This is a genomic window from Pleurocapsa sp. PCC 7319 (genome assembly GCF_000332195.1).
Classification (GTDB): Bacteria; Cyanobacteriota; Cyanobacteriia; order Cyanobacteriales; family Xenococcaceae; genus Waterburya.
The window spans coordinates 3,125,655-3,142,273 of record NZ_KB235922.1; the positions used below are offsets into that span (position 1 = coordinate 3,125,655).

Consider the following 16,619-nt stretch of genomic DNA (forward strand, 5'->3'; position numbering starts at 1 on the left):
TGATTGCGATTATTGTTGATTATCTATTTTCAAGTGCGATCGCATTAACCCAAATCCCGTTCAAAGTGACAATCATCGCCTTTGTTTGAGAATTTCTTTACAATCAAGATAGGCATAATATAAAGAAATTTTAAGAAGCAGGGTATATGAAACGGATTGTCTTGATTGCCGGATTTGAATCTTTTAACGCTAACCTGTATCGACAAGCTGCTGAGATGGCGACATCGCGATGTGGGGAGTTGGAAGTTATTGTCTTCAGCGATCGCGACATTACCGCTAATCCCAATCAAGTAGAAACTGCCTTACAGTCTGCTGATGTCTTCTTTGGCAGTTTGATTTTTGATTATGACCAAGTAATTTGGCTTCGGTCAAGAGTCAAAGATATTCCTATTAGGCTAGTATTTGAGTCGGCTCTAGAATTAATGAGTCTGACTCAGTTGGGTAAGTTTGTCATTGGCGATCAACCCAAAGGAATGCCCAAACCCGTAAAATTTATTCTCAGTAAGTTTAGTAATAGCAGAGAAGAAGACAAACTGGCTGGTTATCTCAGCTTTTTAAAAACAGGACCCAAATTACTGAAATATATCCCTGCCAAGAAAGTTCAAGATTTGCGTAACTGGCTGATTATCTATGGTTACTGGAATGCCGGGGGAACAGAAAATGTTGCTTCCATGTGTTGGACGTTAGCAGAGAAATACCTTGGTTTAACAGTCGGTGAAATTCCCCAACCAATCGAAACCCCGAATATGGGTTTATTACATCCTGAATACCAGGGTTATTTTACCTCTCCACAGGATTATCTCGAATGGTACATCACCCGCGTAGGGGCGAACGGCTGTTCGCCCTCACAGTGCGATATGCCCCTACCAGTAATTGGGATATTGCTGTATCGCAAACATGTAATTACCAAACAACCTTACATTCCTCAGTTAATTAAACATTTTGAACAAGAGGGATTGATCCCCCTGCCGTTATTTATCAATGGTGTAGAAGGTCATGTCGTCGTAAGAGACTGGCTAACAACTACCTACGAACAGGAACAAAGACAGCAGGGTAATAAAGAAATTCTCTCCCTATCTGATGATGCAGTCAAAGTAGATGCGATAGTTTCTACCATTGGGTTCCCTCTGGTAGGAGGTCCCGCAGGTTCGATGGAAGCGGGAAGACAGGTAGAAGTAGCTAAAAGAATTCTGACAGCTAAGAACATACCTTATATTGTGGCTGCACCTTTATTAATTCAAGATATCCATTCTTGGACAAGACAGGGCATAGGCGGTTTACAGAGTGTGGTGTTATATTCTCTCCCCGAATTAGATGGGGCGATCGATACAGTTCCTTTAGGTGGGTTAGTAGGAGAAGATATCTATCTGGTACCGGAAAGACTCCATCGCCTGACAGGTAGAGTTAAAAACTGGATTAGTTTGCGCCACAAGCCGACACCAAATAGGAAAATTGCAGTCATTCTATATGGTTTTCCTCCTGGTTATGGCGCAACAGGTACAGCCGCATTATTGAATGTACCCAAGAGTTTATTAAACTTGCTTCACGCTTTAAAAGCAGAAGGTTATGACGTTGGAGAGTTACCAGAAGACGGCGAAGAAATTATTAAACAAGTTAAAGAAGCTGACGAATCCACCCCCCTTGTTAAGGGGGGACAGGGGGGATCGATAAACGTTCGCACTCTCGAAAAATGGTTAGGATACTTACAAACCACTAGAGTCGAAAAACAGTGGAAGTCATTAAAAGGGACAGGCATTAAAACTTATGGAGACGAATTTCACATTGGTGGAATTAAATTAGGTAACGTCTGGATAGGAGTACAACCGCCTTTAGGAATAGCCGGAGATCCGATGCGGTTGATGTTCGAGAAAGACCTAACACCTCATCCTCAATACACGGCTTTTTATAAATGGTTGCAAAACGAATATCAAGCTGATGCAGTAGTTCACTTTGGTATGCACGGTACAGTTGAATGGCTACCAGGTTCGCCTTTGGGTAATACGGGCTATTCTTGGTCGGATATTTTATTAGGTGACATTCCCAACCTATATATCTATGCCGCTAATAATCCTTCAGAATCAATTTTGGCAAAACGTCGAGGTTATGGTGTTTTAATTTCTCACAATGTTCCTCCCTATGGACGAGCTGGTTTATATAAGGAATTGATTGCGCTGCGGGAATTAATTGGAGAATATCGCGAAGATACGGAAAAGAATTCTGCACTCAGAGATATTATCTGTCAGAAGATTGTCGATGCTGGTTTAGAAAAAGATTGTAAGTTTGAAGAGGGATTAAAACAGGGTATTGCTTTTACTGTCGAGAATTCAAAGCTGTTTAGTAAGAATGTAATTAATCAATATTTTGTTCAAGTTTATGAATACTTGCAAGTATTGGAACAACGATTATTCTCTTCAGGGTTGCACATATTAGGAAATGCACCGAACGAAGAACAATTGAAATCTTATCTGGAGGCTTATTTTGATGGGGAATTATCAGAAGATGCAATTGATAGCGTAATTTCGGGCAGAGAAGATGTATCTATATCTTACAAGGATGAGCAAAGTAGGGGCGAAAGGCTTTCGCCTAACTTAGAAGAAGCAACCAAAATTAGAGATTTATTAACCCAAAACACCGACGAGATGACCAATCTCTTGCGGGGTTTAAACGGGGAATATATACCTCCTGCGCCTGGTGGTGATTTACTGCGAGATGGTAGTGGAGTATTGCCTACAGGCAGAAATATCCACGCTTTAGATCCTTATCGGATGCCTTCCCCTGCTGCTTTTGAGAGAGCAAGGGAAATAGCCAAAAAAATTATTGCCCAAAATCTTGAAGAAAAAGGGACATACCCTGAAACCGTAGCAGTAATGTTGTGGGGACTGGATTCGATTAAAACAAAGGGAGAATCTCTGGGTATTTTACTAGAATTAGTGGGTGCTGAACCTGTTAAAGAAGGAACAGGTAGAATTGTTCGTTATGAATTGAAACCTATTGATGACGTAGGACATCCTCGCATCGATGTCTTAGCTAACTTATCGGGTATCTTCCGCGATACTTTTGTCAACATCATTGAGTTACTAGACGATTTATTTAGACGGGCAGCAGAAGTGGAGGAATTAGAAGATAATAATTATATACGCAAGCATTATCTAGCATTAAAAGCCCAAGGCGTGGAAAATGCCAGTGCCAGAATGTTTTCTAACCCTGCTGGTGATTTTGGTTCATTAGTTAATGACCAAGTAGTTGATAGTAATTGGGAATCTGGCGACGAACTTGCTAATACTTGGAAAAATCGCAATGTCTTTAGTTATGGACGCCAAGATAAAGGACAGGCTAGACCAGAGGTATTATCTCAGTTATTACAGACTAGCGATCGCATTGTTCAAGAAATTGACTCAGTAGAATATGGCTTAACAGACATCCAAGAATATTACGGCAATACAGGTGGATTAAAACTAGCTGCGGAAAAACAAAGTGGTAAGGAAGTAGAAGCTTCTTTTGTCGAAAGCTTTTCTAAAGATACTAACCCCCGTAAGCTTAAAGATTTACTTCGCATGGAATATCGTACCAAGTTACTTAATCCCAAATGGGCAGAAGCAATGGCAGATCAAGGAAGTGGTGGCGCATATGAAATATCCCAACGGATGACAGCTTTAATCGGTTGGGGTGGTACAGCTAGTTTTAAAGATGATTGGGTATACGATCAAGCTGTTGATACCTATGCTTTAGATGCAGAAATGGCACAGAAGTTAAGGGATGCTAATCCTGAAGCCTTTCGTAATATTGTCGGACGGGCGATCGAGGCTAATGGACGAGGTTTTTGGAATGCCGATGAAGAGAAGTTAGAGAAATTAAGAGAGTTATATGAATCTACAGAAGATGAATTGGAAGGAGTTACTGTTTAATTGACAATGGACATCTTTAGGAAATTCTGCGAGGGCGAAAAGTACAATGATCGCCGATGAAGAAAAATTTACCATTATCTATAAAAAAGGTAGCTTCAAAACCAAGATAAGAATAAAATCTAAATAATTGTTTTGCTTCAGGCGATTGCGCTCCGCGCACCAGCAAAGCTGATCGCTTTTTAAATTTATAAAGAGTTCCTTTCTGTTGAAGCCATTCTATAATTTCGGTGTCTGATTGACCTATAAATTTTTCTTCAATAGCAAATACTTGTGAAATAAGATCTATTACGTGAAAAGTCATGTCTGCATAAGATTAATTTGAAATTGCGTTCTTGCTACATATAAATAAAAATCTATGCTTTAATTGTAATTAAAAAGATACAAAAAGCAGTGCGATGAAAAATCGTAGATTAACGCCTCAACAAAAAAAGAAATATAGATATGACAAAGACTATGTTTTGAATGTTGAATATCCTCATAGTTTTAGAAAAAGTTGGAAAGATGGGATGCGAGAGAAAAACAGGCATTATCGTCGAAAAGTAAAACAAAAATTCATTGACATAGATAGTTGTGAAGATGCTGTTAAATCTATTCGCCGAAAAAAATGTAAGAAATTATCATGGGATATTATAACTGTAAGAGAAAGAGTCCAGACTCAATTAGACCAAAGACAAATCAGACAAGCATGGAGCTATTTTAAACAACCATATAACTCAAGATTTCATCGTCAAGATTTTGTCCGTTTTCTTTCATTATTAATAGAAAGTAAATCCATACAAGCTCAAAGAGCAGCTTGGGAAATAAGAGATTGGCTTTATCCATCTTCAACTGATTTTTATTATCGATGGAATAGTTTGCACCATAAATGGCTTCGGGAATTTTTCAAAGATGAACCAGAATGGGAATTACGTTTAAAAAAATGGATTAATTCAATGCTGCATGCTAGAAAATAATTAAACGATTTTATTGAATTTCAGCTTGACACAAGCGATCTCACTATTTGAAATCGATTATTTTGACTTGCGATTGTGCTCCCTTCGGGTTCAGCACTATATGCGGACAAGTCCTTTGTTACGAAAGTTGCTCATTACTCATTACTTACGAGCAATCAAATAAACTTGTCTTAATGCAACTTTGTACGACTATATCAGTAGTGGGGGACTTTAGTTCTAGGCAAATATACTCAACTAATCAACGAAAGTTAGATGATCGCTATCTCTTTGGTTGAGAGGGGATTCGAGACGTTTTTCAGATGTTTTTCAGATGTTGAATTTCTATGATTAATTCAAAAGAATTGAATTAAGGAGAAATCAATTATGAAATCTACAGTTGCAATTATTACTACTTTGTTAGTTACAACTTTCGGTTTTAACAGTGTTGCCACAGCGAATGAGAGCTTGATTAATACTATAGATCAACAGAACCAGCAAGAAATCCTGAAAGTTCAAAACGTTGGGAATGAAGCGGACGTCATTGCAGATGTTAGTATTATAGACACAATTCAAGCAACTATTGGAACAGACTCAATTACCATTAGCGTGACTAACTATGACGAGACAGTGCAATGGTATCAAGAGAATTTTAACGCAACCATAGAGGAAGAATGGACATTTCCCGAACTTCCAAACATCATGCTAGCGAATCTTAATGTGTACGGATTAAACGTGAATATAGTGGGTAACAATGCATATTCTACTGGTACATCTCAGGTTGCAGATGTAAATGATTATTTAGGAACTATGGACTATGCTGGTCTAATTAGTTTTCAAGTCGATGATGTAGATGCAGTGATAAATGAATTAGCAGCACAAGGTGTTTCTGCTTTGATAGAAGTCGCAGACTACGCTGCTGTAGGTCGAAGGGTCGCTTTTATTCAAGATAACAATGGAAATTTAATTGAGTTTTCCCAGTCACTCTAGCAATCACTATAGACTCAGTTTATTTTATAGTGTTGCCTTAGTATGAAGTTATTGCGTAGTGTTGTGCTACTACTAAAAGACTTTAGTCCTAAATAAATAAAAAATTATTAACAGAGATTTTAGATCAGAAAATGAAACTTTTTAAAAAAAGTACGTCTTCAAATTCAAAGAAATCAAACAATAAATTAGGCTTGATCGCTTGTATAACTATATTAGGTTTTTTATTAACACCAATAGGGATTTGCAAGTGTCTTGCCTTCAGCGAAATTGAAGATATTAATACTCCAATCTCATTTCAACCTCCACCAGAAGAAAAACAACCAGAATTTTCAGAGGGAGCAGGTTCGCGCGGCGAATCTTCGCATCACGATGAAATGTGTTCTCAAGACCTTTATCTATCTCAACAACAAAAGACTAATGCCGATCGCCTTTATCAAACTGCTGATGTAGCCGAAAACCCTACTTTTTGGTTTGATTTACCTAAGACATCAGCACAGCAAATAATTTTAAGTACTAACGAAGAAGATATTAATCCTAATTGGCAACAGTTGATTAATTTAACAGATAGTACAACTTTTTTATGTTTGGAGAGCGATATTATTCATTAATTTAGCTAATTACCTTAATTTGCAAGGCTTTTAGTAAAGTTTGGTTTTGTTGCTCAGTACCAACGGTGATACGTAGTTTGTCGTCTAATCCAGGCTGTTTAAAGTAGCGAACTAAAATACCTTGTGCTTTTAATTGCAGATATAATTGTTCGGCATTACCTTCTGGGGGAGTGGCTAAGACAAAATTTCCGTGGGAGTTGAGAACGGTAAAGTCTAAGCTTTGAAGATTACTAGTTAATTTTGCTCTAGACTTTTTTATTTTTGCTGCACATTCATTTTTGTAAGCTTGATCTCTAATTGCTGCTGCACCTACTAAGGTGGCGATCGCATCAATGTTGTAGCTATCTTTAACTTTGAACAAACCAGATAATAATTGGGGATTGGCGATCCCAAATCCCATGCGCAAGCCTGCCAAGGAATAACCTTTAGATAAAGTTCTGAGGATAATAACGTTCTCAAATTCTTTGACTAAAGATAATGCTGAATATTCGGCAAAATCAACATAAGCTTCATCGATAACTAATATTCCCGAGATTCTCTGTGCCAATTCCCGTAAATCATCAAGAGGTACTATATGACCAGAAGGACTATTTGGAGAGGCAATAAAAGTCACTGCACCTTTAGCGGCAACCAGTTCGTCTATTGGTAACTGAAAACTTTGATCATAATTGATAGCGATCGCCTTAGCTGGTTGTAAAGCAGCCAATGTCTTATAGAGTACATAAGTTGGCATCGGATAAACTACAGGGCGATCGCTTCCTTCCGCACAGGCTCTAATGATCACATTGAGTAGTTCATCACTCCCATTACTCACAATAATCCAATCGGCAGGAATTCCTAGAACTTCACTAACAGCTAAACAAAAGTCCATAGCGTAAGGATCGGGGTAGCGTCGCAGCCATTCGCTATCAATAGTACGCAATACTTTTATGGCATCTGGAGAAGGTGGATAAGGATTTTCATTAGTGTTAAGTTTGATGATTTTTGTTCCTGGTTTGGGTTGTTCTCCAGGAATGTAGCCAGTTGTGGCATCAACAGCAGCACGAAAGTAACTCATGTTTTATTTATTTCAGTCATTGTAAGTAAAGATTTTATTGTGTTACATTCAGACCATAAAGTTTTAGAAAAGATAATTTATCCCAATATCCTCTTTGAAATACTATTTTTTCATCTACTATGTGAAAAAAACCACAGCCTCTTAAGCCTAAAGGATCGCGCCATTCCAGAATTGCCCACTCACCATCTTCAAAAATATTCTCGATGATACAAATCATGTTGGCTGTAGCAAATTCTTTCTCAAACATCTTGCGTATAGCATCCCGTCCTTCCACTGGACTATTTGCTACTTGATGATTAATAGCTGTCTCACTATAAAAATTTGCCAAACCTTCAACGTCAGCCTGATTGAATGCCTCTACAAATTCTTTGATTAATTCTTTCGGTCGCATAATTCAAAACATCTCCTGATATTAATTATTTTTTTTAAAAAGTTTAGGTTAGGTAAGTATCTCAGATTTTAAATATCAAACTGCGAGTGAAAAAGTTAATTTCTAGCTCACATTAAAAGAGTTATTAAATTAATCCTTCACTTCAAAATAATCTTCTCGTAACTTAGCTTGTCCATCTTCTTGTAATACCCACAATTCCTTATGAATAATACCTTTGGCTTTATTCATTCTCCAGCCAGAAGTTAGTATGGCACTTGTTTCATCAACCACCTCTATTTTTGGTTCTAGATATTCAACATCAGAAAAACCGTCATCGATAATCTTTTGCCAAAAACTTTTAATATTTTCAGTTCCAACAAAAGTACCAAATGGCTTTGCTTCCATAATTGCAGTTGCTTCATATTGGGCTGCACAACCAACTGCATTTCCTGAATTAAAAGCAGATTTCCATTGTGTACTTGCTTTATTTACTGCGTCTAAGAGGGCTTCTTTTTGTTCTTCTTTCATAAATTCACTCAAGTTTTAAGATTCGGACTTATATCAGATAAAGTTACTGTTTCTTTTGAATATACTCGCCACTTTGTTGAATCAACTTGGCGACCAGACCTGTCCATCCTGTTTGATGATTTGCGCCAATTCCAGCACCATTATCACCATGGAAATATTCATGGAAGAGGATTAAATTTTGCCAGTGCGGATCATTTTGAAATTGATCGATGCCGCCATATAAAGGTCGTTTTTGCTCGCTATCTTTCAGGAAAATACGTGTTAGCCGAGAAGAAATTTCTTGAGAAACTTCCCACAAATTCATTAAGTTACCCGAACCTGTAGGGCATTCAACTTTAAAATCATCCCCCAGATAGTGATGAAACTTTTGTAGAGATTCAATTAATAAGTAATTGACTGGCATCCATACGGGACCTCGCCAGTTAGAATTGCCGCCAAATAAACCACTACTAGATTCGGCTGGTTCGTAACTGACTTTATTCTCATCTCCATTGACATAAAAAGTATAGGGGTTTTCTTTATGGAAACGAGACAAAGCACGAATGCCATAATCACCAAAGAATTCGTCTTCATCGAGAAGTTTTTCCAAGATGCGACGTAACTTATCTTCTGGTTCATATCTGTCTAAAGTTGCATAACAAAGAGCTAGCATTCTTCTGGCACCTAGCCCTTTGGTTTCCATACAGGCAACATTTTTCTTTAAATCTGTACGATTGCTAATAAACCACTCCAAACGCTGTTTAAAGCCTGAGAGCTGATTAATAACTTCTGGTTCAAGGGTCGTGACAGCAAACAAGGGAATTAAACCTACCATCGATCGCACTTTTAATCTGACTCTCTTGCCATTAGGCAGATGGAGTACATCATAAAAGAAACCATCCTCATCATCCCAAAGCTGAGTTTTATCACCACCGATATGTACCATGGCATCGGCAATATACAGGAAATGCTCGAAGAATTTGGTTGCCATGTCTTCGTAAACAGGGTTTTCTAATGCCAACTCCAAAGCAATTGTCAGCATATTGAGGGAGTACATTGCCATCCAGCTAGTACCATCTGCCTGTTCGATAAAACCTCCTGTGGGTAAAGGGGCACTGCGATCAAATACGCCGATATTATCTAATCCCAAGAAGCCGCCTTCAAAGATGTTATTTCCTTCTGCATCTTTGCGATTTACCCACCAAGTAAAATTCAGTAAAAGCTTCTGAAATACTCTTTCTAAAAACTGGCGATCGCCTTTGCCTTTCCTTTTTTCCTCAATCTTGTATACTCGCCAAGTTGCCCAAGCATGGACAGGAGGGTTAACATCCCCAAATGCCCATTCATAGGCGGGAATTTGTCCATTGGGGTGCATATACCATTCCCGGGTCATGATATCCAACTGATATTTAGCATAATCAGGATCGATTAGGGCAATAGGTAAACAGTGAAAAGCTAAATCCCAAGCAGCATACCAAGGGTATTCCCATTTATCTGGCATAGAGATAATATCTTCATTATCTAAATGCTTCCATTGATGATTGCGTCCCTTTTTCCTTTCTGGTGGAGGTGCGGGTTGAGTGGGATCGCCTTCCAGCCAACGTTCGATGTCGAATTTATAATATTGTTTTGTCCACAGCATCCCAGCAAAAGCTTGCCTCTGGATATTAATTAAATCTTCGTTTAAAGCTTGCTTGTTTATTTGCTGATAAAATTCATCAGCCTCCCCTAAACGGGTTCTGAAAATATCATCAAATTCATCAGCTAAAGGTTCAGTTAAATTTGACTTATCACTCAGTCGTAATTTAATTACTTTGGTTTCTCCTGGTGGAATAGTTAATTGATAGTGCGGCGAAAATTTCGTGCCAATTTTATGGGGATTAACTGCCTCTTTTTGTTCGTTAACTACAAAATTATTAATGCCATCTTTGGCATATTTAGCACCATTGTCGTAATTAAATATCTTTTGATAATTAGTTTCGTTTTCGGTAAATAATAATTCGGGCTGACCTTCACAATATAACCAGCGATCGCCTTGTTCTGGATGATTGGTTTCGATTACGGTATGTTGTAGGGGCTGATCGAGAACAGACCCTACAGAAATTTTGGGTTTAACTGTATCTTTGTCCCAAGACCAGGTATTACGAAACCATAAAGTAGGTAGTAAATGTAATGATTGGGTGGGCGAAAGCCTTTCGCCCTTACAGCGATTAGTAATAGTAATTTTGATTAAAATATCTTCTGGTGTATCTTTGGCATATTCAACCAAAACATCGTAGTAATTATTATTTTCAAAAGCTCCTGTATCCAATAATTCATATTCCATTCCTCCCCGACCTCGTTGCCGATTTTCTGCTTCTAAATCAGCGTAGGGAAATTCTGTCTGAGGATATTTATATAATCCCTTCATATAAGAATGAGTCGGAGTACTATCAAGATAAAAATAATAATCTTTGACATCTTCTCCATGATTGCCTTGAGAGCCAGTTAATCCATAGATACGCTCTTTTAATATCGAGTCTTTGCCATTCCATAAGGCGATCGCAAAACAGAGTAGTTGCCGATCGTCACTAATACCCAAAATACCATCTTCTCCCCAACGATATGCCCGCGATCGCGCTTGGTCGTGAGAAAAGTAATCCCAGGCTTCCCCTGTGGCACTATAATCTTCTCTAACTGTTCCCCACTGCCTTTCACTGAGATAAGGTCCCCATTTTTTCCAATCATTTTGTTGTAAACGTTCCGATTCTTTAGTCATGTTTTTGCTAATTGATAATCGTTAATTGTTAATTGTTAATTGCTATGAATCATCACCCAACTTCTTAATACTTCTGCTACACTCCAAGCTTGAGCAAAACAACCTCTGGGAGAAAAGGGTGTATCGCCGTCGAAAATTTCGCTAATGCTGCCGATACAACCATCTTGTAAATGATCAGCCATTGGTTCGAGAAAAGTATAAGCAAGTTCTGGATTTTGATAAACTTTCAGGTGTGCTTGAATGAAATGACCTATTAGCCAACCCCAAGTAGTTCCCTGATGATAACTCCCGTCGCGTTTTAATTGATCTCCGCCATAGATTCCAACGTAATCGGGATGATCTCTAGAAAGCGATCGCAATCCATAAGAAGTTAATAATTTTTGCCCTACTTTATCGACCACCATTTTCTGTTGTTCTGGTCGTAGGGGCGTTTCGCGAAACGCCCTTACAGAATAACCCCTACTCGGCAATGAAACGGCAAAAATTTGATTGGGACGAAAACTGGCATCATTTCCATCAGGAGAATCAATTACGTCGTAGCAATAACCACCTTCTTCATACCAAAACTTAGAAAAGTGCGATCGCGTTTTGCTTGCTATCTCCTGATATCTAGTCTCAGATTTCTGCAAAATACTAGCAAAATAATCCATGCAAATTAGAGCGTTATACCAAAGAGCATTTACTTCTACAGGCTTACCAATACGAGGGGTAACTACCCAATCTCCTACTTTGGCATCCATCCAAGTAAGCTGTACTCCTGGCTCGCCAGCATAGAGTAAACCATCATCATCCATCTTGATGTTGTAGCGGGTTCCTTTAATGTGCCAATCAATAATTTCAGCTAGCAAAGGGAATAACTCGGCAATAAATTCCCGATCTTCAGTTGCATCATAGTAAGTGCGGATTGCTTCAAAATACCAGAGAGTAGCATCTACAGTATTGTATTCGGGAGTTTCCCCTGCATCGGGAAATACATTGGGCAACATTCCCCGATCTACATACTTGGCAAAGGTAAGAAGAATAGTTTTCGCAATGTCATAACGCCCTGTAGAGATCGTTAATCCTGGCAGACTGATCATCGTATCTCTACCCCAATCAGTAAACCAGGGGTAGCCTGCAATAATCGTTTTCCCTTCAGGATTATTAGTTAACGGGCGATCGACAATGAATTGATCTGCTGCTAAAACCAACTGCTCTATCCATTCTGGTGCAGCTTGAAGTTTATTCTGAGAATAGAACAGATCGATTAATTTTCGCCCTTTTTCCTCCTTCTCTTTGTCACCGTGTCTCTTTGTCTCCTCATCTTTCTGAGTACTGGCGACAAAAGTTATGGAATCCCCTGGTTGTAAACTAACGTTGCCAGTTGCAGCTAATAAATGATCTTCTGTATCATCCAAACCCCGATAGTTCTCTACTGCTAAGGCAAAATTCTGATACCAAGTATTGTTGATTAACCAACTAAAGTTATGAGTCGAATTTTCTGAAATTGCTGATAAATATAAACTGGCAGCGTCAGGAAAAGGTTTGATTTCTAGATCTACATCTGATATTGGTTCAATCTTGCCTATAGATTTTGAGTCAAAGTGAGTTCCACCATGATAATCGCGATAATTTACTAATGCTTTGAGAGATAGAGTTAAAGGCTGACTACCTCGCTGATAGCTATAGCGAATATAAGTGGTATTTTCTCCCTGGTGCATCCAGATACGTTTTTCTAGTAACCCATCAGCAAAAGCAAAATTCCAAACAGGAGTTGTTCCATCTAAATGAAAACTCTCAATATTGAGGTATCCTTCAGGTGCCACAGTACCATCTGCCCATCGGTTAGTAGCTAGATCGTAAAATTGACCGTTGTAGTGAACAATCTCTTCAAGTTTAGTTAACAGTAAAGTTCTGGCTACAGGTGGGTTTAAAGCCCCAATCAGTAAACCATGATAGTGTCTGGTCAATACTCCTGCGATCGTTCCTGAAGCAAAACCGCCAATCCCATTGGTAACTAACCATTCTCTTGATTCCACCATTTGCAGGTTATTACATATTTCTCGCCCAAACTTGAAATTCATAGTTTATCGCCCATTTTTAATGGTTATTCTGTGATGGTTTGTAGAGGAATGCGAAAGCGATCGCCAAAAGGTGGAATATAATTTAACTGCAAGGTTTGCCAACTATAGGCACCAGGGGGAATACCAATATCTGCCAGAATCAATTCTCCTGTTTTCTCTGGTAGTAAACCTTTTTTGGGCAAAGCTAATGTCATTGTCCAACGAGCATGGATGTATTCACCTGGGGTTTCTCCCGTCGTGGAATCAACTCCAGAGGGAGTATCTAGAGAGAGAATTGGTACGCCAGTGTTATTTGCCCAATTAATTAGTTCCAGGGCATTGCCTCTAGGTGCAGCTCGCAAACTATAGCCAATCAGAGCATCGATAATTAGGTTTATCGGCTCGTTAGATGATTTTAATTCAGCAATGCCAACTTCCTTACCAGAAGTAGATTGAAAAATATGTCTTTGCCACTGGGGTACTTCTTTTAACCGCTCTGGAGCAGACAAACACAATTGCACTTTTGCTCCGCGATTGGCTAAATGGCGAGCGGCACAGATACCCCCACCACCATTGCCGCCACTCCCTGAAAGAATTACAATATTAGCCTGTTGCCAATTTTCTCCCAGACAGGCGATTGCGCTCCGCCCTAAAGGACTAGCTCCGCGTCGCGCACCAGCAGAGCTGATCGCCTGCAAAGCTAGATTTCGCCCCGCATTTTCCATCATCTGAAACAGATTGGGTCCCGTCTCTTCTATTGCCACGCGATCGACCTCGATCATTTGTTCGGTGGTGACAGAGGGAACTTCAATTCCTCGATCGGTTAAAAATTTAACGCTCATTCAATTTAAATTAAAATTCCTATCAAATTAACCACCTGTGGCAAAACCTGGATATAAAGTCATTCCCCCGTCGACAAAAATAGTAGTTCCTTGCACATACTCCGCTTCATCGGAAGCTAACCAGACGGCTGCTTTACCAATATCTTCTGGTATTCCCACACGGTTGTAGGGAATTAGCTTCAGTAATTCTGCTTCAGCTTCTGGTGTATCCCATGCGTCTCGATTAATGGGAGTTTTAATTGCCCCTGGAGCGATACTATTAACCCGAATCTTATGGGGAGCAAGCTCTTGAGCCATACTCTTCATCAACAGCATTACACCTCCTTTGGATGCTGCATAGTTGCAATGACCAGCCCAAGGAATCACCTCATGAACAGAACTCATGCAAATAATACTGCCAGCAGAACAAGATTTCTCGGGTATTACTCCCCGACGCATAAATTCTTTCGCTGCTTCCCGAGCACAGAGGAATTGTCCCGTTAAGTTAACTCCTATAACCGTATTCCATTGATCTAAGGTCATATTGACAAAAGCGGCATCTTTTTGCAATCCCGCATTATTGACCAAAATATCAATAGTTTCGTAGGCTTCAAACGTTTGTAGAAACATACTTTTTACTTGGTCTTCTTGACTGACATCGGCTTGAATCGAGATCGCTTCTCCCCCAGCAGTTTTAATTTCCTCGACCACGGCTTCTGCACCTTTAGAACTGCGAGCATAGTTAACAATAACTTTTGCTCCCTCCGCAGCCATAGATTTAGCTACTGCTGCACCAATACCAGAACTCGAACCCGTAACTAAAGCTACTCGATCTTGCAAACGTTTCATAAGATACCGATATACTATTATGAATGTTCAAAAAAGCTTATTCGGAACAATAATGATGAATTTTTGGCAATTATGTTCTTGATTGAATAACAAATTCATCTTTGTTATCTTAATTTTTTCTGAGAAACTGCGGCAAAAATTGAAAAGTTTGTTTAAGAGATGCCCAAAATAGATCAATTCTGGAGAATATGTTGAATATCCCTAAATCTTGATTATGCCGCATTTGAATCATTTAAGATAATGACATCAGATTGACGAGTAATTGAACCTTCAGCTTCTAATTGTGATAATGTTCTCGAAAAAGTTGCCGGGGTAAACCCTATTTGAGCAGCAATATCCTGTAGCGGACAGTTTAAATTAACAATTTTGTGTTCATTGTCAGCAGCATAATTTAAATATTGCAACACTCTTAGATTAGCAGCACGAATTTCTCGTAACTCCATGTTGGTTTGGAAATACTTGATTTTTTCTAGAAGCATTTTTAGCAAATCTTCAACTAAATCAGGATACTCTTGGAGAATTGATAGAAGATACGAAGATGGATAGACAATAACTTTGGAAGCTACAGTTGCGATCGCACTGCTAGAATAAGCACTTTCAAAAATAGCATCTTCTCCCAGAATGCCTCCAGGTTCAGCAAATTGCAGAGTAGCATTTTGGTTATTAATGGTTGGACGAATCAGCCGAATTCTTCCAGTGGCTAAGATAAAGAAATTAACAGCTGCATCCCCTCGTCTGAACAACCTTTCTCCTACAGCCAAATTTCGATAGGTAATTTTATTCTTTATCGGGGTAGGCAAACTATGGGGGTCGAAGAATTTCATAGATATCTTGACTAAAATAAACTAACTTGGTTTACTCGATTACTATGATTGACCACCCTGAATTTCTTCTTAGCCAGATCTTTACTATTCTGAATTTTTCCTAAATAAAAGCTGATATTACCTGAAAAAAAGAGTTTTTTAGGAGTTAATACTTATTCTTTCTGTAGACTACCCGCTAGTAGTTTGCCAATTTTGAAATGATCGATACTAAAAAAAATCGGAATTCAAAGTTATAGGTTATAGGTTATAGGTTATAAGTTAATTCGGAGTCAAAGGATTTACCCCTCAATTCAAACTTGGTAGTGTACTAGTTCTTCTCCTTGAATTAATTTCACTCAATTTAGGCTGACATATTCCGTGAAAACTTGAGCATAATTTCTCAACCAATGTTTGGACCATTCGATCATCTCTAATTTAGCCACATTTTTATTGATGTAATATCTAGGAAATAGATCGGCAATACCAACCTCTAGGTCTTTGTCCTGAATTTCCACGTCGAAACTATAAATTTCTTGAAAATGCGATTCAATACCCCCGCTCGGCAATTTTGCCTCTAGTCTAAGGCATTCTGAACTAATCAAAGTTGACAAATAAATATTGCTTTCACTACATTCTTCAAAAGCTTGTTTTTGCTTTAAGTCTAAATGTATTGTTTCGCTGATCACTTTTGCCCAAGATTCGATCTCTTGTATCGCTCTTTGGCGATCAAAATAATAAGTGTTGAGATTTAATATTTCTAGCGGCGAAATAAACAGAAATGATGATTTGAATCTACCGCGATCGCGGTTTGCCGAGCAAGGCTCTAAATAGATCTGCTGCTTGACTTTCTCTCCCTGATAATTATCGAACCATTCGTAAATCGAATAGTTGGTTTCTTTAACCCAATTTCCTCTGTTTACCATTTGTTTCGCGCAAGTAAACTCTTGATCATCTTTATCTCTTCATGTATTACTTATAAA

Annotated in this window: 14 protein-coding genes; 4 read left to right on the forward strand and 10 right to left on the reverse strand. The window is 38.7% G+C overall.

The annotated features are described in order from the left end of the window. Positions 1-146: 146 nt before the first annotated feature. Positions 147-3,905 carry a magnesium chelatase subunit H gene (bchH, locus tag PLEUR7319_RS0118145; protein WP_019506649.1) on the forward strand — a complete coding sequence of 1,253 codons (3,759 nt, stop codon included), beginning with the start codon at positions 147-149 and terminating at the stop codon, positions 3,903-3,905. A 16-nt stretch (positions 3,906-3,921) separates the two neighbouring features. Here the strand turns inward: bchH and PLEUR7319_RS0118150 are convergent, their stop codons facing one another. Then, positions 3,922-4,206, reverse strand: a complete 285-nt coding sequence (locus PLEUR7319_RS0118150; protein WP_019506650.1) for a hypothetical protein — start codon at positions 4,204-4,206, stop codon at positions 3,922-3,924. A gap of 94 nt (positions 4,207-4,300) precedes the next feature. Here PLEUR7319_RS0118150 and PLEUR7319_RS0118155 point away from each other — a divergent pair, with 94 nt between their 5' ends. From PLEUR7319_RS0118155 to PLEUR7319_RS0118165, 3 genes are all read left to right on the forward strand, one after another. Then, the gene (locus PLEUR7319_RS0118155) at positions 4,301-4,858 is read left to right on the forward strand and encodes a hypothetical protein (RefSeq protein ID WP_019506651.1); all 558 of its coding nucleotides are present in this window, start codon (positions 4,301-4,303) and stop codon (positions 4,856-4,858) included. A 363-nt stretch (positions 4,859-5,221) separates the two neighbouring features. After that, a complete protein-coding gene (locus tag PLEUR7319_RS0118160; protein ID WP_019506652.1) occupies positions 5,222-5,824 on the forward strand; it encodes a VOC family protein in 603 nt (200 codons plus the stop codon). 131 nt (positions 5,825-5,955) lie between these two features. After that, a complete protein-coding gene (locus PLEUR7319_RS0118165; protein ID WP_019506653.1) occupies positions 5,956-6,432 on the forward strand; it encodes a hypothetical protein in 477 nt (158 codons plus the stop codon). A 1-nt stretch (position 6,433) separates the two neighbouring features. Here the strand turns inward: PLEUR7319_RS0118165 and hisC are convergent, their stop codons facing one another. The 9 genes from hisC to PLEUR7319_RS0118210 all read right to left on the reverse strand — a co-directional run bounded on the left by hisC (position 6,434) and on the right by PLEUR7319_RS0118210 (position 16,562). Beyond that, positions 6,434-7,489 carry a histidinol-phosphate transaminase gene (hisC, locus tag PLEUR7319_RS0118170; RefSeq protein WP_019506654.1) on the reverse strand — a complete coding sequence of 352 codons (1,056 nt, stop codon included), beginning with the start codon at positions 7,487-7,489 and terminating at the stop codon, positions 6,434-6,436. A 34-nt stretch (positions 7,490-7,523) separates the two neighbouring features. Further along, a complete protein-coding gene (locus PLEUR7319_RS0118175; RefSeq protein ID WP_019506655.1) occupies positions 7,524-7,880 on the reverse strand; it encodes a nuclear transport factor 2 family protein in 357 nt (118 codons plus the stop codon). A gap of 129 nt (positions 7,881-8,009) precedes the next feature. Beyond that, positions 8,010-8,387, reverse strand: coding sequence for a hypothetical protein (locus tag PLEUR7319_RS0118180; protein WP_019506656.1), 378 nt, complete (start codon positions 8,385-8,387; stop codon positions 8,010-8,012). Positions 8,388-8,430: 43 nt separating this feature from the next. Then, a complete protein-coding gene (locus PLEUR7319_RS0118185; protein WP_019506657.1) occupies positions 8,431-11,124 on the reverse strand; it encodes a hypothetical protein in 2,694 nt (897 codons plus the stop codon). A gap of 35 nt (positions 11,125-11,159) precedes the next feature. After that, positions 11,160-13,187: an amylo-alpha-1,6-glucosidase gene (locus PLEUR7319_RS0118190; protein ID WP_019506658.1), complete on the reverse strand. Its 2,028-nt coding sequence runs from the start codon at positions 13,185-13,187 to the stop codon at positions 11,160-11,162. A gap of 23 nt (positions 13,188-13,210) precedes the next feature. Then, positions 13,211-14,008 carry an NAD(P)H-hydrate epimerase gene (locus PLEUR7319_RS0118195; protein ID WP_019506659.1) on the reverse strand — a complete coding sequence of 266 codons (798 nt, stop codon included), beginning with the start codon at positions 14,006-14,008 and terminating at the stop codon, positions 13,211-13,213. Positions 14,009-14,035: 27 nt separating this feature from the next. Then, positions 14,036-14,836, reverse strand: a complete 801-nt coding sequence (locus tag PLEUR7319_RS0118200) for an SDR family oxidoreductase (protein WP_019506660.1) — start codon at positions 14,834-14,836, stop codon at positions 14,036-14,038. A 212-nt stretch (positions 14,837-15,048) separates the two neighbouring features. Then, positions 15,049-15,660, reverse strand: coding sequence for a Crp/Fnr family transcriptional regulator (locus tag PLEUR7319_RS0118205; RefSeq protein WP_019506661.1), 612 nt, complete (start codon positions 15,658-15,660; stop codon positions 15,049-15,051). Positions 15,661-15,995: 335 nt separating this feature from the next. After that, positions 15,996-16,562: a hypothetical protein gene (locus tag PLEUR7319_RS0118210; RefSeq protein WP_019506662.1), complete on the reverse strand. Its 567-nt coding sequence runs from the start codon at positions 16,560-16,562 to the stop codon at positions 15,996-15,998. Positions 16,563-16,619 lie beyond the last annotated feature (57 nt).